The 19,373-nt window shown below is 48.5% G+C and carries 12 protein-coding genes; all 12 read right to left on the reverse strand.

Annotated elements, in window-relative coordinates:
- Positions 1 to 7 precede the first annotated feature (7 nt).
- On the reverse strand, positions 8 to 3,463 hold the full coding sequence (locus BMW79_RS29170; protein WP_089901730.1) for a TonB-dependent receptor: 3,456 nt from the start codon (positions 3,461 to 3,463) through the stop codon (positions 8 to 10).
- A 132-nt stretch (positions 3,464 to 3,595) separates the two neighbouring features.
- Positions 3,596 to 4,729 carry a FecR domain-containing protein gene (locus BMW79_RS29175; protein ID WP_089901732.1) on the reverse strand — a complete coding sequence of 378 codons (1,134 nt, stop codon included), beginning with the start codon at positions 4,727 to 4,729 and terminating at the stop codon, positions 3,596 to 3,598.
- 17 nt (positions 4,730 to 4,746) lie between these two features.
- Positions 4,747 to 5,289, reverse strand: a complete 543-nt coding sequence (locus BMW79_RS29180) for an RNA polymerase sigma factor (protein WP_089901735.1) — start codon at positions 5,287 to 5,289, stop codon at positions 4,747 to 4,749.
- 288 nt (positions 5,290 to 5,577) lie between these two features.
- Positions 5,578 to 6,687 carry an acyltransferase family protein gene (locus BMW79_RS29185; RefSeq protein WP_089901737.1) on the reverse strand — a complete coding sequence of 370 codons (1,110 nt, stop codon included), beginning with the start codon at positions 6,685 to 6,687 and terminating at the stop codon, positions 5,578 to 5,580.
- A 29-nt stretch (positions 6,688 to 6,716) separates the two neighbouring features.
- A complete protein-coding gene (locus BMW79_RS29190; protein ID WP_089901740.1) occupies positions 6,717 to 7,586 on the reverse strand; it encodes a PKD domain-containing protein in 870 nt (289 codons plus the stop codon).
- 12 nt (positions 7,587 to 7,598) lie between these two features.
- On the reverse strand, positions 7,599 to 9,116 hold the full coding sequence (locus BMW79_RS29195; RefSeq protein ID WP_089901743.1) for a RagB/SusD family nutrient uptake outer membrane protein: 1,518 nt from the start codon (positions 9,114 to 9,116) through the stop codon (positions 7,599 to 7,601).
- A 10-nt stretch (positions 9,117 to 9,126) separates the two neighbouring features.
- On the reverse strand, positions 9,127 to 12,360 hold the full coding sequence (locus BMW79_RS29200; protein WP_089901746.1) for a TonB-dependent receptor: 3,234 nt from the start codon (positions 12,358 to 12,360) through the stop codon (positions 9,127 to 9,129).
- Positions 12,361 to 12,547: 187 nt separating this feature from the next.
- Positions 12,548 to 13,672 (reverse strand): FecR family protein, encoded by a 1,125-nt coding sequence (locus BMW79_RS29205; RefSeq protein ID WP_089901750.1) that lies wholly within the window; start codon positions 13,670 to 13,672, stop codon positions 12,548 to 12,550.
- Positions 13,673 to 13,726: 54 nt separating this feature from the next.
- Positions 13,727 to 14,287, reverse strand: a complete 561-nt coding sequence (locus BMW79_RS29210; protein WP_177192385.1) for an RNA polymerase sigma factor — start codon at positions 14,285 to 14,287, stop codon at positions 13,727 to 13,729.
- Positions 14,288 to 14,364: 77 nt separating this feature from the next.
- Positions 14,365 to 16,539, reverse strand: a complete 2,175-nt coding sequence (locus BMW79_RS29215; protein WP_089901756.1) for a GH92 family glycosyl hydrolase — start codon at positions 16,537 to 16,539, stop codon at positions 14,365 to 14,367.
- Positions 16,540 to 16,601: 62 nt separating this feature from the next.
- The gene (locus BMW79_RS29220; protein ID WP_089901759.1) at positions 16,602 to 17,528 is read right to left on the reverse strand and encodes an endonuclease/exonuclease/phosphatase family protein; all 927 of its coding nucleotides are present in this window, start codon (positions 17,526 to 17,528) and stop codon (positions 16,602 to 16,604) included.
- 21 nt (positions 17,529 to 17,549) lie between these two features.
- Entirely contained in the window at positions 17,550 to 19,355 is a 1,806-nt protein-coding gene (locus BMW79_RS29225; protein WP_245752714.1) for a RagB/SusD family nutrient uptake outer membrane protein, read from the reverse strand.
- Positions 19,356 to 19,373: the final 18 nt, after the last annotated feature.

The raw sequence follows: 19,373 nt of genomic DNA on the forward strand, positions 1-19,373 counted from the left end.
ACTTTGATTAAAACTGCGCTCTTATACCCAGGGTTACTGTTTTAGGGAAAGGATACTTTGCAGCCCTGTTACCTAATTCAGGATCCCACAACTTGAATTTCGAAAAGGTGAGCATATTCGTACAGGTGGTGTAAGCCTGTAAACTGCTGATACCTCTGCGTTTCATGGCAGGAGTGATAAAAGCGTAACTGAAGGTGGCCTGCTTCATTCGCATAAAGCTGCCATCTTTTACCCACCAGCTGCTGTTTACATAGTTGTTATCTCCGGTGTTGGCAATCGTTAATCGTGGATAATATGCATTGGGGTTAGGATTATCCGGTGTCCAGCGGTCCATGATATTAGACAGCACACTGGCAGGATATTGTCCCATACCGGCAAAAGGCACTACACCTACGCCCGGTGCGCCGGCGCCATCCATAGCCACATCTGAACCATTGGCCATAATACCCACGTCTGCTACCCCCGCAAAAATGGCGGAGATTTCAAACCGCCTGTATCCAAGGTTGAATCCGAAACCATAGGACCATACAGGAAAACTGGATTTACCCAGATAGGTCTGGTCATCACCGTTTATCTTTCCGTCATTATTCAGATCGGCATATTTGATATCACCGGGATGTACTACCCTTGATTGCGTAGGACTCTTTTCCACATCATCCTGGCTGATGAACAAACCAAGACTCTGGTATCCTTTAAACTCTCCGTACATATGCCCCTCCAACTGCTGATAGGGATAAATCGCTTTGGGGTTATCAGCGTAGATGATCTTATTTTTTGCATAGGTAACGTTACCGAATAAACGAAGTGTAAAGTCTTTTCCAAAATGATCATTGTATTCCAGGCTACCATCCATACCCCTGTTTACCATTTCACCGATGTTGCCATATATCGCGGCAGAGGAATAACCGCCGATAGGTGAAATACTGCTGCGAGGTACCAGGATAGCCGTTCTGCGATCGTGGAATAAATCGACCACCAGGTTGAACTTATTCAGAAAACCGGCTTCAATACCAATATCTGCTTTGGCAGATTTTTCCCAGGTGAGGCCTTGCGTACCAAATACGCTGGCTGCAATACCGCTGCGGAAAACAGGATTACCGGTACTTCCGAAAGACACACCACCGGCGCCGGTATTATAGATAGTGAGATAACCGAAACGGTCTGCGTTGGCATTGCTGCCTATCTGGTCGTTACCCGTCATACCATAAGATCCACGGATCTTCAGCAGTGTTACGACTTTCGCAAGCGGCTGGAAAAAGTTTTCTTTGGAAATCACCCAACCTACGGAACCCGCAGGGAAATAACCCCAGCGGTTTCCTTTTTCAAAGTTTTCAGAACCGGTAGCACCCATGTTCACTTCAGCCAGGTATTTATCCATAAAGGAATAAGTAACCCTCGCCGCCGCATTCTGATTGCGGTAAGGAATAGAATATTTCACACTGCCGGCATTACCTACCAGGCGGTTACGGATACTACCTACCAGCAAGGCGCCTATATTATGTTTGCCAAAGCTATGGTCATAATTCAGGTTTCCTTCCAGGTACATCATGCGTTCGCCCTGTGAAGAAGAACTATAATTGAGATAGGTATCGCCTGTTCTAACGGGCATACCATAATAGAGAGAACCATCCTCATTTCTTTCGCTGGCATACCAGAGGTCATTGAGTCCTTTACGGCTGTTATCAAATTCCGCATAGGTGTCAAAAGAAAAGCGAACCGTTGCGCTCAACCCATCTGTGAGTGCATCCAGTTTCTGATTGAGGGATAATACAGATTGAATAGAGGGTTTGAATTCTGTGCTGTAACCGGCATTCTGTACCAGGTTAAAGGGATTGGCGCCACCGTTATTGATAGGGCCGGCCCATTTGTTATCCGGGTAAGATACCGGGAATGAAATCGGGTTGGTAGCGTAGGTAGCATACCAGATCATCCCGGCGGAGTTACCGGGATAGCGGGTATTTACCAGCATAGAGGCGAGATTGAGGGAAAGCAGTGTTGTTTTGGTGACGTTCAGGTCTACGTTACTCCTGAAATCGTATCGTTTAAAGTTGAGATTGGGATTGTAGTCGTTGATCTTTTTTACATTGTATTGTCCGTCCTGGTTGTAAAACGACATGGAGACATAGTAGCGCATCGCTTCGCCACCGCCGCTTACATTCACATTGGCATTGGCCATGGATGCCCAGTCTTTATAAATAGTATTGATCCAGTTCACATCCGGGTACATATAAGGATCAAGACCACTGGCGGTTTTGCGTATTATTTCATCGGAGTATACAGGTTGATCGCCTGCATTGGTGCGTGCTTCGTTATGCAGTTTCATGTAGTTTACTCCATCCAGCATGTTGGGCATGATGGTTAATCCACTGTATCCTGTTTCTGCTTTGGCGGATACTTTTGGTTTGCCGGCCACCCCTCTGCGGGTAGTGATAATGAGTACACCGTTTGCACCTTTGGCGCCATATACGGCAGTAGCGGAGGCATCTTTGAGCAGAGAAATACTTTGTACATCTTCCGGATCAATGTTATTAAAAGCACCACCGTAGCTGCTGTTTACATCTTCCCGTTGCACACCGTCCACGATGATCAGCGGAGAAGCGTTACCGGTAAATGTACCCATACCCCGGATGGTGAAAGTAGGATTATCGTATCCGGGTTCACCACCGGCGCTCTGCATGGAAATGATACCGGCTACCTTGCCCACCAGCGCATTGGTGAGGGAACGCACCGGTGTCTGCATATCGGCCATATTCACGGTAGATACGGCACCGGTAACGGTTACTTTCTTCTGGCTCCCGAAACCAACTACCACTACTTCGTTGAGCTTATCCACTTTTGGTGTCATACTCACTTTCAATGTTTTCTGGCTGACCACTTTTACTTCTTCGGGGTTCATCCCCATCATTGCCATTTTCAGGATATCATCCTTACTGGCGTTGATAGAGAAAACGCCCATTACATCTGTGACAGTGCCTTTCTTACTCTCTTTTACGGTAACGGTAACACCGGGCAGCGGGTTACCATCGCCATCCATGACCTGGCCACGGATCAGCCATTCATCCGACTTATCCGCAGGAGCAGCTACCGTGGTTTCCGGGGCGGCCACCGATTTTTTGTCCAGCACAATCCGGTTGCGTTGCAGTACATAGCTGATATTTTTATGCTTAAAAATAAAAGCCAGCACCTCCTCCAGTTTTGCCTGGCGGAAATCGAGCGACATCTTTTCTCCATCGTTCAGCAGCTGATTGCTGTATACCAATGTGAGGCCTGTTTGTTTTTTAATAGCCCGGAAGATCTGCTGCAACGTCACCTCGTTACCGGTAACGGTAACAATGGTTTGCAACGAGGGCGCCGTTGTTTGTGCTTTCGCCGGGAAAAATGCAATACCTGTAAGAGCGCATAGCACCAACAGGCGTACAACGCTTCGCATAGCCAGCTGGCAGTGGCGTATACTTTTTTTCATTCGGGAACTGTTTACAAGTTAAAATGATGGTACAGCAAATGGTTAAACAGATGCCTTCATTACAACTACATCGTTTTGTTTAAAACGGGTGACAAGGAGCAGTAAAAATATTTTTGAGGGAGGTACAGAAGGCTATTTCAGGATAATCTCATTTCCAGCAACCTGGTGACTGATGTGCGCTGTGGTGGCAAGATCGGATAAGAAATCATCCAGCCGGCTCCGGTCCATCAGGCCGGTCACCACCTGGTTAGCGGCAGTAACATCGTTCAACGTAAAACGGATACCATAAAAGCGGGAAGCTTCTTTCAACAGGTTGGTCAACGGCATACGGTGATAATAATACACACCCCTACGCCAGGCCAGCACTTCTTCTTCGTCGAAGTGTGCAGTAGCAAAGCCCTGGTTATTCGTATAGTCGGCCTGGATACCCGGCGTCAGCATTTGCTGCCCGTTCTTTTTATCCCGGGTAATCACGCTGCCGGATACCAGCGCTGTTTTCACGGTACCGGTCTGATAGGTATTAATATTAAATGCGGTACCCAATACCTGCACACTGGTAAGGGATGTATGCACGGTAAATGGTTGTTGTGCATTGGCAGCCACCTGGAAGTAAGCTTCTCCTTCTATATATACTTCACGGGCGGCACGACCGAAATGAAAAGGGAAACGCAGCTTAGTAGCAGCGTTCAGCCATACTTTGGTACCATCTGATAAGGTTAACTGGTAGTTTTCACCGGCAGGTACTTCCAGTGTATTCAGTACCGTATCGGCAGAAGTATATTGCAGGGCGCCGTTGCTGGTATTCAGGGTAGCGTTGTTGAGCGCAATGGTTTGTACGCTGCTGTCTTTACTCAGTGCAATCGCTTCGCCATTACCTGTCAGCAGCCTTACCGGTTGTTTCCTTTGCAGCGTGGCTACCGGTGGTGCTTTCACGCGGGCATGGGTGTGCAGGAAATAATAACCGCCCAAACCCAGGAATAATACCACAGCGGCGGCGGCCAGCCATTTTTTCCAGGGAATTACGGTGGCGGCAGCTGGTGTTGTTCCGGCGGCTTTCAGTTGTTGCAGGGCAGCTGCAGAATCAATGCGATGGAGGTAATCGCCTGCATCTATCGTTTCACCTTCCCGCTCCAGGTATTCCCACTGCGCTTTAAAAACAGGGTTTGTTTCCAGCTGCTGCTGCACATATAACCTGTCATCTGCTGAGATAGTGCCCACCAGATGATCCAGGTATAATTCAAATATTTTCGCTGGTATTTGCTCCATTATTATTAAAACGCGGGCTAATAGCCCTTATTAGTAATTGCATGACGTAACACTTTCAGCCCTCTTTTCAGATGGGTTTTGAAAGAATTGATACTGATGCCCATTTCATCCGCTGCTTCCTGGTACCGTTTTCCCTGGATATACACCATTTGTATTGCCGATCTTTTTTGTACCGCCATCTCATTGATGGCCGACAATACCTGCTTATAATAATCAGGAGAAGTTTCTATATTTACCACGCAGGAATCTTCCTGTAACTGCGTAAATGCCACCTGATTCTCCAGTTCTGTTTTTTGTTTCCGGAGATGGGTCAGGCAACGGTTTTTCACTGCCTGGTGCAGGTATCCCTTGATATCTCCCGTAAACTGAAGGTATAACTTTTTGTCCCAGATATCGAGGAAGAACGTCTGTACCAGGTCATTGGCTTCTGCTTCGTTCCGGAGAAACCAATAGGCATTCAGGCAAAGCAGCTTATGATACTTCATAAATAAAGCATCGTATGCCGAGGCATCACCTTCCTTTAACCGTTGCACCAATATTATGTCTGACGGATGATTCATGAAACAGGAACCCTTATTGGTAAATATACAGGTAGACTAAACACATAACGATCCTGTAGCGCTACCCGAAGGTGGCTGCTTACAGTGACATTGACTTTAAAACTGATAAGGGAAGAGATCTGTTTCTTCCACTGTTCACGCTTTTGTTACTAAAGATTCTGGCTTGTTGATTTAAAACTGAATCAAGGTAAATAATAAAATTGTAAAAACATACCGGCCCTGTAAAAAAATTAAAAGCCCCGGTAAATGATACCGGAGCTTTTTTTCATGGGGGTTTCAGTAGATAGCTTATAATTTAAAGAAGATCTTCTTTTTATATAACCAATAGCAGAGGCCCCATTCCAGCGCAAGTACCACAAAGGCACAAACGACATCCTGGATGCCTTCCGGGATACCGGCTAAACCGGTAAATCCATTTACAAAAACGGCGGTAGTGGGGTTTACCCATTGATGCCCTACGGTTTCAAAGAAAAGGTAAATAAAGATGGCGTTCATTCCTACCACGGTGGCGATCCACGCATAACGCACATTTTGTTTTACATCTATGAGCCAGTACAGCAATGCCATTACCAGCATCACCCAGCCACCGGATGCCAGCGTAAAAGAAGCAGTGGCAATCCTTTTAATGATGGGCGTTACGCCTGCCCAGTCGAGCCCGAAGCCGGTGACCAGTCCTGTTACACCTGCAATCAGCAGTATACGGATCTTCTGTGTTCTGGACCGGTCGCTGATCAGTAACTTTCCTGCCAGTACGCCCCAGATGGTATGCGCAGCGGTAGGAATAAAGTTAATGGTGACCCATCCATCGGAATTGATTTTTCCCATGAACACGGTATCCATAAAGGCTCCGAAATTATGACCCTGTGTAAAAGGTTCTTCGAAACCCGGCAACAGCACAAATCGATACATCAGATCGGTTGCCAGCAATAATATCAGGCTTACACCCAGCTGGAAACCATAGGAACGTCGTATGATGAGGTAGGCGATCAGGGTGGTAACGGACAATTGTGTCAATACGTTCCATAATTCCCATACTAACCTTCCGGCATATACGCAATGGAGGGCAGTACCAAATATAAACAACTTTACACAACGCAAAGCAATATGCCTGAAATTTTGTGACCAGGTAATGCCCTTTTGTGTTTTATAATAATAGGAGATAAACATGGCTGCTCCTGCCATGGTCATAAATGCCGGCTGCACCAGGTCCCAGGCACGTAACCCGTTCCAGGGATGGTGAAAAAACTGTTCTATTAAACTGCCTGCAATACCCGTAGGGTGCAAATGCGCTATCGACTCATAGATACGGGCACTTTCTCCTGCAAGGAGAATCATGATAAGGCCACGCATCACATCCAGGGAAATCAATCGTTGGCTGACATTGGTTGTTTGGCTCATTGTCCTGTTTGTAGGCTTAAATTAATAATTTATTCCGGCATATTTAATAAAAAAGCAGGCGCCCCTTCATCCGGGATCGTACCCAACTGGGTACTCCAATCGCCGGAAGTGGCCACCATACCCAACCGTATAGCCGTCCCCGTAAATCCTTTTATTTTTGAACGATCCAGTTTTCCTTCAAAACGGATCACGCCATTGGCCGCGCTGATAGTCCCCATACTGAAAAAAGAAGTACCGGACTGCTGATCAAAACTAAATGCCGTTTGCGCTCCGTTATGATAATACATCGCCATGGGAATCGGGGCGCTGCTCTGATTCAGCAGCAACTGTCCTTCCAACAGTACGTCGTAAGCCCCACCTGTAAATAAGGATGTCAGTAGCCCCGTAGCAGAGCTATTATCGCTGTCGATATACATATCAAAAATCACCCCGTCGGCCAGCTGCCCGGTCATTTCTCCATAGAAATACACGTTCTGCCCATCGTAATCGAATTTGAGTTTTTTGAAAACACCTCCCGCCGGACCAGCCGTGATCATATTCTGGCTGATGGTATCCCAGTCGGCCAGGCTGTTATCATTTAACTTCACCGGTGAAGTTTTGGAAATACGGATCACGGTAGAACCTTCCGCCGTAACACCTGCAGCAGATGTAGCATACAGCGTGGGCACATATTTTCCTTTACCGGCATACACGTGTACAGGACTTTGCTCAGTGGAGGAAGTACCATCGCCAAAATCCCATTTCCAGGAAGTAGCGCCGGTGGTGGTATTAGTAAAAGACACCTGGTTACCGTCTACCTCGATCGCATATACGACCAGGGGGGCAGGGTTATTATCGTCTTTTTTACAGGCGGATGCTGTCACCAGCAGCAGGAATATATATAGCAGTTTCTTTTGCATGATCAGGGAGTTTTAAGGATTCTGTACGCACAGTTTATTGGTTTCTATTTCATCAATGGGGATGTAATAGATCGTCCGGGGATTGGTAGATTGCACAATCATATTGGCATAACCGGAAGGGTTTACGGCCGGGTTGATATCGGATTGTTTCAGGCCCGGTAAATGATATCCCCAGTAGGTTCTGTTCATTGCCAGTTTGTTCCGGTAGAGATCATAACTACGGTGTCCTTCAAAAGCCAGCTCTATTCTCCTTTCTTTCAATACTACCTCCAGTACCGTTTTACCGGCCGGAAGCTGCTGATGGTACAAGGCATTCTGCAACCCGCGGTTAGCACGGATCTGGTCCACATCATCCAGCGCCGCCGCCGTTTTACCTGCTTTCGCAGATGCCTCTGCCCTGTTCAGGTACATTTCTGCCAGGCGGAACATGATCGGTGAACTCAGCGTAGGACTACCATCCTGGCCGGAGAACTTGGAGATATAGTAAATGTCGATCCCATTCTTTTGTTGCATACCACCGTTATCATCTTTCAGTGGCACAATGTATTTCCAGCGTACATCTTCCGGATTAGCGGCCATGGTATCTCTCAGCGAAGCGGATGCAAACTCTTCTCCCCAGCCGGAATTACCATCAGAATAGATCATGGAAGCGATAGATCCAAATTTGCGATAGTCATCTACTGCCCGGAACGCCACGCAGAAAATCGTTTCTGAACCGGAAGTGGCTTTTGCAAACAGATCAGGATAGGTAGCCGCAGTAGCCAGTGAAAAACGGCCGGCATCAATCACTTTACCGGCGAAATAGCTGGTGCTGTCGTTATTGCCTTCATACAGGTATGCCCTGGACAACAGCGCCCATGCGGCCTCGCGGGAAGCGTATTGCGGTCCCCTGTTCTGCGACATCAGGTCGGCTCCTTTCCTGGCGTCAGCAATGATCTGCGCATATACTTCCCCTACAGTAGACCGTGCTTTTTGCCCCGGGTCTGTAGTAGACGTACGCAGGATTACACCCGCAGCAGCCGGATTCTGTGTATAGGGTACGGCAAACAATTTCAACAGGTTTAAATGACTGAACGCCCGCAGGAAATAACACTCGCCCAGCATCTGCTGCGTAGTGGCGTCGGGGTTAGCCTGCTTCTCTACGGCCTCTATTACCGTATTGGCATCGTTGATAATTTTATAGGAGATATACCAGAAATACCGTGTATTCGTCTGCGTGGGCGAATGTCCCAGAGAGAAACTGTAGAACAACGGATCTTCTGTTGTTTGTCCGCATACAATATCATCGCTGGCAAAATCCGACAACTGAAAATACTGGCGCAGGTACATATTATTATCATCAGTCGTACCATTAAAGGGTACGTGATCCTTTAACAGTGCATAGGCGCCATTCACGGCATTTTTAAGTCCTTCGGGCGAACTGCTGATGGTTTCTGTGGTCAGGGCATCGCTGGGTACTACATCTTTCATACAACCGGTTTGCCACAACAATACCGGGAGTAATATCAATAGGAGAATTGCTGATCTCATGACAGGCATTTTAGAATCTGAAATTAATGTTGAACAGGTACTGGCGGTTATTCGGATACTTGAAATCCGATACACCGGGCATCACCTGTGAACCGGGCGTAATGGTGGTTTGCGGATCCTGTCCGAGGAAGTTGGTAAAGGTGTGCACGTTATCTGCCGTGAAGCCTACGGTCACCCCATCGAGGCGCCAGCGGTTTACCAACGCCTTAGGCAGTTCGTAGCTCAGACTGATATTGCGCAATGCCAGGAAGCTGCCATCTTTCAGAAAACGTGTAGACGTTTGCGTGCTGTTGGCAGAATTCTGCGGACTCGGTTCTGTGGCATCATCACCGGGCTTGCTCCAGGTACTGCTGCCTTTGGGCAGGTTCACCTGGTTGTAGTAAGGTTCGTTCCCGTCATTTTCCACAAAGCGCAGGTTGTTGCTGTACACTTTATTACCGGAAAGGAAATACACATTCACCCCCAGCGAAATACCGCTGTAGGTAAAGGTATTTGTCATACCGCCCTGGAACTTCGGCAATGCGGAACCCACTTCCTGGTAAGTAGCGCTGGCATAATCAGACGTGGATTTCCGGGTGCCATCTTTATCCACCACTTCCCACAACGGCGCACCGGTTTGTTTATCTACGCCCAGCCATTTAGGCATGTAGAATTCGTAGAGGTTACCACCATTGCGGTAGATCTGTGAAATGCTCCAGGTAGACTGTGTATTGATAATACTCGCCGGAAATTTCCGCAGTTTATTGGTGTTGAAGTTGATATTAAAATCGGTGCTCCACTGGAATTTACGGCTGCGGATATTGATGGAACTGATGCCCAGTTCCACCCCGTTATTCACCAGCTCTCCCACATTCTGCCAGCGGGTTTCAAAGCCTACAGACAAAGGCTGTGATACCTGTAACAGCAGATTTTTGGTAACGTTGTTATACACATCTACACTCAGGTCGATGCGTTTAAACAAACCGATATCGATACCGCCGTTCCACTGGTATTTACTTTCCCAGGTGAGATCCGGGCTGGGTAATTGCAATGGTGTGGCGGCCACCTGCTCGTTGTATTTGGCGGCCAGTGAAAACAAGGCAAGGTAACGCGACGAACCGATGTCCTGTGTACCGGTAACGCCATAACTGGCGCGGAGTTTCAGATTGGAAACCACGGCATTATCTTTCAGAAAATCTTCATTGCTGGCCAGCCAGGCAGCAGACACTGAGGGGAAAGAAGCCCAGCGGTTGGCCGACGGAAAATTGGATGATCCATCCACACGGAAAGATCCGGTGAGGAAATATTTATCCCGGAAGCTATAGTTCACCTGCGAAATGAGTGATTGAATAATGGCTTCGTTCAGATCTCCGTTTACAATCTGTTTGGTAGATACCACGTTCAATACTTTCAACCCTGCCGGCAATCCCTGCCCGGATGCACCCAGCGTTTCGATATTATTGCCTTCCACCGCCACGCCTGCAAGACCGCTGATATGATGATCTCCTCTGTGGAAATCTACCTTTAACAGGTTATTGGAAATATAGCCGTAGTTCAGCGTGCTGAGTTCTGCAAGATTACCCACGCTATGATACTGCCCCGCTACATCCGGTGAATACCAGCTTTTGTTTTTATTATACCCCAGTGAAAGCCGGTTGGTACTCACAAAACTGAGCCAGTCGGTGATACCGATATTCAGTCCCAGGTCGTAATTCACATCAAAAGCTTTGTACGGATGTTCTGAATTATTGATGGTATGAATCGGGTTCACCTTATCGCGCGACCACCACTTGAACGGTGCATTGCCATCTACATACAGGGCTTTACCGGAGCTGTCGTAGGGGTTATCCCAGGGCATGTTCAGGTAGGCATAGTACATATCGTTGTAGTCGTATGTTTTACCAAAGGAGCCACTGAGATTGATGTTGTTCGTAAGACTGATCCGCTTGGTAAAATGATAGGTGGAATTAGCGCGCAGGTTGACGCGTTGATATTTGGTATTCATGAAAGTACCTTTCTCATTGTAATAAGAGAGGCCGAGATAATAATCTGATTTTTCTGATCTGCCGCTGGCAGAGAGATAAATATTTTGCATGGGGGCACGCTGGAACATATCTGTTAACCAGTTATAGTTCTGGTTGCGCAGGGCCAGCGGGCGTTCGTTATAGAATTTCAGCAGGTCAATTTTATAGGAGTTGTTGGTAGCGCCCGGAATATAATCGCGGTAATATTCTTTCTGGCGTTCATACAATTCACTGCCGTTCATCATATCCATGGTACCGAAATCGGGGGTCCGGAAACCGGTGGTTACTTTCGCCTGGAACTGTACCTTCCCGGAGGCGGCTCTTTTTGTGGTAATGATGATCACACCGGCATTGGCCTGGGAGCCATACATGGCGGTAGCGCCGGCGTCTTTTAGTACGGTAACGCTTTCAATATCGTTGGGATCATAGTTGCCACCGATAATCCCGTCTACCACTACGAGCGGACTTTGAGATGCATTTACCGAAGAGATACCGCGCATACGGATTTCGGCCGCTGCACCAGGCACACCGGAACTGCTTACTACCTGTAAGCCGGCCACCTTACCCTGAAGCATGGTCCCCACATCGTTGGTGGTCACGTCTTTCAGTTTGGCCGCATCTACTACAGTGACGGCGCTGGTAAGTTCACTTTTCTTTTTATCGGAATACCCCACTACCACTACCTGGTCCAGCTGACTGCTGCCGGGGCGCAGCGTTACCTGCATGCCTTCGCGGGCGGGCAGTTCCTGTTTGTCGTAGCCCGTAAACGTAAACACCAGTGTTTCACCGGCGTTGGCAGATACCGTGAAATGTCCGGCGGCGTTGGTCGCATTGCCCCGGCTGCTCCCTTTCACCACCACGGTGGCGCCGGGAAGCGGGATACCATCGGGCGACCGGACAATACCGCTGATACGGCCCAGCGTATCCGTGGCGGCTGCCACTGGAGCGGCTTTGGGACGGATCACAAATACGCCGTTGCTGAGGGCGTAAGTGACCGGCTGATGGAGCAGGCATTGTTCCAGGACAGATTGTACGGAGGCGCTGTTTACTTCCAGCGTTACCGGGTTGGTGTTTTTGAGGACCGATTCATTGTATACAATGGTGGCCCCGGATTGCAGGATAATTTCCGCAAACACTTTCTGTAGGGGCATATTTTTCACAGAGAGAGTAACCTGTTGTGAAAAACTCCTGGCGCTTACATGTAGGCAGGCGATCAGGATAAGCCAGGTGGTCATTTTCATAACCCGCAAAATTTTGGTTAATAAAAGTCCCTTGGGGAGAAATGGTATCTCCTTAAATTTTAAATGCATACTTTTAATAAGGTTTAGAATTCTTAAATGATCTTACAGGATGCTGAACCGCTGCCGGGGGTGTGTCCGCACCTCCGGTTCTTTTTCATTGTTCAAAAGTTTACTTCATAACTTGTTTTTACGGTAATACGACTATTTTATTTCCTTCGGTTTTAAAGTGATTAATTCCGTTTTTCTCCAGTACATCCAGTACGGCGGATAAATTAAGATTCCGGCTGATACCGCCACCATACAGTTCTTTACCGGGTGCGGCCTGGTATACAATTTCCACATCATACCATCGGGCCACTTCCCGCAGAATAGTAGGGAGGTCAGTGTTGTTAAATACGAAAAGGCCATTTTTCCAGGCCATAATTTTATTTACATCCGCGTCCCTTACGGTAAGCTGATGCCTGGACAGGGCCAGTACGGCTTGCTGACCGGGGCGCAGGATTTTGTCCTGCACTTTTATCTTTCCATCAATCAGCGTAGCATTAATGGTGGGTTCATCGGCATAGGCCATCATATCGAAGCGGGTACCGAGTGCCAGTACTTCCATTTCATTTGCCTGAACTTTAAAGGGTTGTTTTGCATTGGTAGCAATATCAAAAAAGGCCTGCCCCTGGAGGATCACCTTTCTTTCTGTTCCACGGAAAGCAGTGGGATATCGCAGGGAAGTAGCGGAGTTCAGCCAAACTTTGGTGCCATCGGGTAATACCAGCTGATATTGTCCGCCACGCGGTACGGTTAGCGTATTGTACACCACTTCCCCGGCGGTATTATCTGCCTGATAGGCCAGTTGTCCTTTTTCCTTTTTGATGATCTTTGCGCCTCCCTGTTTGCCGAGTGCGCCATTGGCAGCATCGTCGAGGGTAATAGTGCTGCCGTCTGCCAGGGTAAGCATCGCTTTCTGGTTAGCAGGTGCTTTATCTTTTGCCGGTGTGTGGGTGGCTATTATTTTTTTCCCGGGAGATGGGTAACGGTGCTGCCAGCCTATGATCCCCGATACTGTTACCAGGATGAGCAAAGCTGCCGCAGCTGCATAGCGCCACCAGGGCGTTCTCCTGACACGGGCAGGCTGCATCACCGGCCGCAGCCTGTTCAGCAGCCGCTGTTCCAGCTGTCGGCGGTCTTCCCCCGGCTCCAGGGGCAGTTCTACTTCGCTATCGTCGAAGCTGTTGTACCAATCATGGAGTGCACCGGCTTCTTCCGGTGAAGCCTGGCCTTTCAGGTAACGGTGGATCAGGTCTTTCAGGTGCTGCATATTAACTGAGTACAGAAATACCCGGTTTACCCTTAGTGTTTTTTAACTTTTTTTTCAGAAGAAGAAAGAAAGATAGGGATATACATCTTTCAGACGCACACGAAGATGCTTCAATGCCTTTGTGAGATGGGCTTCCACGGTTTTTTCCGACAGCTGCATGGCGGCGGCAATTTCTTTGTTACTGTACTGATCGCGGCGGCTATACAAAAATACCAGGCGGCATTTTTCCGGCAGCTGGGCAATTTCCAGTCCCAGTCTTTCCTGGAGCCGGCAATAGTCGAGATGATCCATATCGGGCAGGGCTATCATCTGTTGTGCCACATCCGGCGTATCTATCGGATGATCTGGTAATAAGCGGCTGATCTGGCGGAAAACGGCATACCGGGTGGCGGTGGCCAGATAGGCGGAAAGGTGACGGATATCCACAGCGGTTTTGCGAACCCACAGGCTGGCCAGTACTTCCTGTACCACGTCTTCAGCAGCCGTGCGTACACGTAAACGGTTATACGCAATGGCGTATAGCTTCTCCCAGTAACGATGAAATATTTCGGTGTAAGCCGCTTCATCGGACTGCTGCAGTCTTTCTAATAGCGCTATGTCGCTTAGTTCCTCCACGTGTGGTATTTGGTTGATATCCGCGTTCGCTATAAAAATAGGGAAAAAGACGGGGATTCTCTATAGAATCCTCCGTCTTACAACGCATGCACGCTGGCACCCCAGCGGTAGTTGGGGGTGGGCCCCATTTCCAGCTCCAGCGTTCCCCCCTTCATCAGTTGTTGGTGGGTAAAAAACGGGGAGGTAAGGGTTTCTCCATTGAGGCGGGCACTTTGTATATATTTATTGACGGCGCTGCTATTGGGTGCCAGGATGGTAAACTGACGGCTTTCCGGGAGGGCAATCGTTATTTTTGGGAATACAGGGCTGCCAATAGTATAAATAGGAATACCGGGAGTAACCGGATAAAAGCCCATGGAAGCAAATACCACAAAGGCACTCATACCGCCGCCATCTTCATCACCGGGAATACCGAATACGTTGTCTTTGAACCAGAGATCCAGCAGGAAGCGGACGCGCTTTTGTGTTTTCCAGGCAGCCCCTGCATAATTATACAGCCAGGGGATATGAAAACCGGGTTCATTGCCCATAGAAAACTGACCAACAAGACCCGTGGCGTCCGGGAACTGGTGCCACAGCTCATAACGTGGCATGCCGGGGTCAGTCCGGAATAATTCATCCAGTCTTGCTTCCAGTTGCTTTTCTCCACCCATCAGGCTGATCAGCGCGGGAATATTTTGTTGCACCTGCCAGAGATAAGTCCAGCCGTTGTTTTCATCATAATAATCCCGTCCGCCGGGACCACCGTCTGTTGCGGGATTAATATTGATCCAGTTGCCGGCAGCATCTTTAGGCATAAAGAAACCACGGCCGGCATGCCAGAGGTGACGGTAATTTTCTCCACGGGCAGCAAACAGGCGGGCATCGTCTTCCTTCTTCAATGCAGTAGCCAGCTGTGATAATACCCAGTCGTCGTAACTATGCCCCAGGGTCACTGCTACGGCCTGTCGCTTTTCAAAGGGATGAACTGCGGCAATGGTTTCTGTATCGCCCGGCGCCAGCGCCGGGTAATAGCCATGCGTATAATAAAATGAATCGAGCACGCCATTCGGGCCATTGCGCCAGGGCAGCATCGTTGCCGAGAGGGCGTTCTTTTTCATGCCTGCATAAGCCGTTTCCAGGTCAGCGACAGGAATGCCTTTCCGCAACGCATCCAGGAATAGGATGGTACTGTGAAAACCGTTCATGCAGGGATGATCTCCGTAAATTCGGGGGAAGGTGGGCATCCACCCGCTTTGCCGGTACATCTCCGTATAGGCGTTCAGCATATCTGCTTCCTGTTGCGGGTCCAGGATCATGCGCAGCGGATGCAGCACCTGGTAGGTATCCCAGGTGGCATCATCTACATAGAACGGCCGGTGGGTGACATTTACTTTTTTATTGTAGCCGCTATAGTACAAGGTATCTTCTGTAATATCCACCATGCGCTCATGACAACGGTACAATGCCGTGTAAAATGCGCGGCGCTGTGCATGGCTGCCACCTTCCACGCTGATCTGGTCCGTAACGCTTTTCCATCGTGCCCGGCCTTCTTTCTGCACCATGGTAAAATCCTTTTTCCCGATCTCCCGTTTAAAACTATTTTCCGCACTGGCCATACTCACATAAGAGATAGCATACTTCAGGGTGATGTTATTGAATGCTGTATCAGGAAAAGCAAGATACTTTAGTGTATCCGTCAGTGTTACCACGTTCACGGGTGTATTAAATTCTCCGTAGAGATACACCGGTACATCGCCGTGATAGAAGGTTTGCGCACGGATACTTTTATCTTTCACCCGGTAAGCAGCGGTATCCAGCAATAGATGCCGGGGGCCCGTTGACGGAAAGGTAAAACGATAGATGCCCGTTTTGCTGCCGGGCGCAAATGCCACAGTTACATTATCTTCCAGCAGGTAAGTACGATAATACCAGGGATGAATGACTTCCTGGTCATAGGTTTGCGGCCGTTGCCACGCTGCCGGCGTCAGGGCGCCTGTTACAGGTTTCAATATAAATACGGGCCCGTTGTTATGCGCCACTATCTGCAAGGGGAAGCCATTGATCTGATCGTCGGTGGCATCTTTCCTTAACGGATATACGCGGATCATCTGGTTGGGCAATTGCATCGTGGGCCTGGTAGGCTGTAACAACGTGGAAATATTCCCGATCGTCGGGTCAATATATTCTTCGGTGCTGATCTGCGGACCGTCATGGCAGCCGGCCAGGAGCAGTAACAGGATTACCGCGAGATAACAAAAGCGTGACTGCATAGGATGCTGTTCATAACACGGGCCTGCATGTGCAGGCCCGTTGTGGATAAAGTAAGAAGTGATTATTTGCTGTATTCTACGGTAGCTATTACCGGGAAGTGATCTGATGGCTCCCTGGCTACGTACTTGGACATACGTACTTCCTTGGGGAAGTTGCCATTGGTTTCCGGGTTAGCGCCTTCCGGACGTTTACTGCGCCAGGTATCGGTAAGAATACCATAACGGCTAACTTTAAACTGTTTGGTCAGGAAAATATGATCAATGCGGCTATCCGTTTTGCTGTCTGTTTTAAACGCATTAAACGTACCGTTGAGCGCATAACGGATGGCAGTTGTTTCATACGCATCTTCCAATACACCGGAGGTGTGAAGGATCGCATAGGAATCGCTGGTCTGATCTACGTTAAAATCGCCCGTGAGGATCACTGGTTTGCCACCGGTCATTTCCTTTATTTTCGCCAGCACCAGTTTCGCACTTTCTGCGCGGGCCACTACACCAATATGATCCATATGCAGGTTAAAGAAGTAAAAAGTGAAACCGGTTTTTATTTCTTTGAACTCGCCCCAGGAACAGATTCTGGGCAACACCGCATCCCATCCTTTATTGGGCTTATCAGTGATCGCCGACATCCAGAAATCACCTTTCTTCAGCAATTTAAACTTCGAGGTTTTATAAAAAATGGCGGAATGCTCCCCTGCCTGTTTTCCATCATCACGGCCTACGCCGATAAAATCATATCCTTGTAAACTGCCTTTGATATCTTCCAGCTGGTGATACATACATTCCTGTGTACCGAAGATATCGAAGTCGTGAAACGCAATGAGTGAAGCGATTACAGGGAAACGTTGCTTCCAGCCGTTGCCGGCAATAGAATCCTCTTTATTATTATCGTTCCTCATATTGTAGGTACCTACATTGAACTTTTGTGCGGTGGCACCATAAGATAAAATGACAACACAAGCCATTAACAGCATTACGCTTTTCTTCATCTGTTTTTATTTATGCGGTTATTAATCTTCCCATCCCGGGTTCTGTCCCAGAGCAGGATTGAGCTGCAAATCAGTATACGGAACAGGATACAGGTACTTGCGGTCCTGCCATTGTTTTTCCACGTTATCCAACCAGTGTAATTCGCCATAGGTGCCGTTCGACAACTGCTGCGGATTCACCAGGTTCCCCAGTTTCGGAGATACATTGACATAAGTGACACCTTTTACCGGATTAGCAGGCATGGTCTGGTAGAAGCATACATCCGGTGTACCATCACCATCCAGGTCCATAGGCACGTCCAGTGCAGGCACGTACATGCCATTCCATGATCCGGCGAGCAACGGTCCCTGTTTCCATCTTACCAGGTCATTGAACCGGAAACCTTCCAACACCAGTTCTATCCCTCTTTCCCTTCTGATTTCCATCAGCGAAGCATCACTAATATCGGGAAAATAGGCGCTTTTCATATAGCTATCTATGACCACCGGTTTATTTGCCAGACCACCGGTAATACCCGCCCTTGCCCGTAGTGCGCCGACAGTGATTTTCCAGTCGTCGTCTGTCAGCAGGCCCAGTTCTGCTCTTGCTTCCGCATAGTTGAGTAATATCTCCGCATAGCGCATCAGGCTGATGGCATTCGTATTGAGTGTGGCGTTATCCAGGTTCGTATCATCCAGCGACCATTTAATGGGCATATAACCTGTATAGGTATACGAAAATACCGGTGGCGCGGCCACTACTTTTCCATTATTGGTACGCAGGTATCCCGGTGTGCGGATAGTTTGTGCCAGGCGGTTATCACGGCCCTGTGTTTCTTTTACAAAAGGCAGTGTATCGTAACCGGGCTTACTGGTAAACGGCGTTCCATCGCTGTTCAGGTAAGTGTTGATAAACTTCCTGGTAAAGCTGAGCCGGGAACCGTAAGTGGCGCTCGTATACCACCAGTTGGCATCATTGTAGGCCCCTAAACTCGCACTGGCCACGTTAGCCAGCATCACTTCCGATATGATCGGAGCAGCGCTGGTAAACACCTGGCGGTAAGCCATAGTAGTGCCACCCACCTGGTTAAGACTGAATATTTTGCTGTCGATCACCGTTCTGGCGGCCGTAGCAGCTTTTCTCAGGAGACTGTCGGCGCCGCCGCCAAGACCAAGTGTTGTCTGGTATTTACGGAAGGTACCTTCAAACAGGCATACCCTTGATTTAAATCCATATACCACGCTCTGTGTAACCTGGCTGCAAGTGGGATCGGAAGTGAGTGTAAGATTGGCTGCGGCGTAATCCAGGTCGGCAATTACGGAATCCATGATCAGCGTACGGGAATCGCGGCCGGCATACAGGCCCTGATCCGTTACTTCAAAAGGCTTACCAATCCAGGGTACATTCCCGAAACGCTTCACTTTATCGAAATAGAAATACGCCCGGAAGAAACGTGCCAGGGCAATATAATTATTCCTCGTAGCCACAGGTACACGGGGATCATTGCAGTTGGCAATAAAGTAGTTGATATTACGGAGCTGTTTCCAGTCCCATCCCGTGGCTACCCTGGAAGTATAAGCGCCTGCCCTCAGGAAATCAGGTACGGAACTCACGGCGCTGTAATCGGCCATGCCATCGGTTTTATATACATCGTTGATGCCGGGTAATCCGTCATAGAATGAATTGGTATAGAGTTTCAATCCATCCACACTGCCGAATACCGCATCTTTTGTAGCGGTAGACTGTGGAACCTGGTCGAGGTTCTTTGCGCAACCGGTGATCAGCATCCCGGCTGCTAATATCAATGCCACCCTTTTCCGGAGTAATGCGGTGATAGCTTGTTGCATAGCTTTTCCTTTTTATTT

The organism is Chitinophaga arvensicola (assembly GCF_900110835.1).
In the GTDB taxonomy this organism is placed as follows: domain Bacteria; phylum Bacteroidota; class Bacteroidia; order Chitinophagales; family Chitinophagaceae; genus Chitinophaga; species Chitinophaga arvensicola.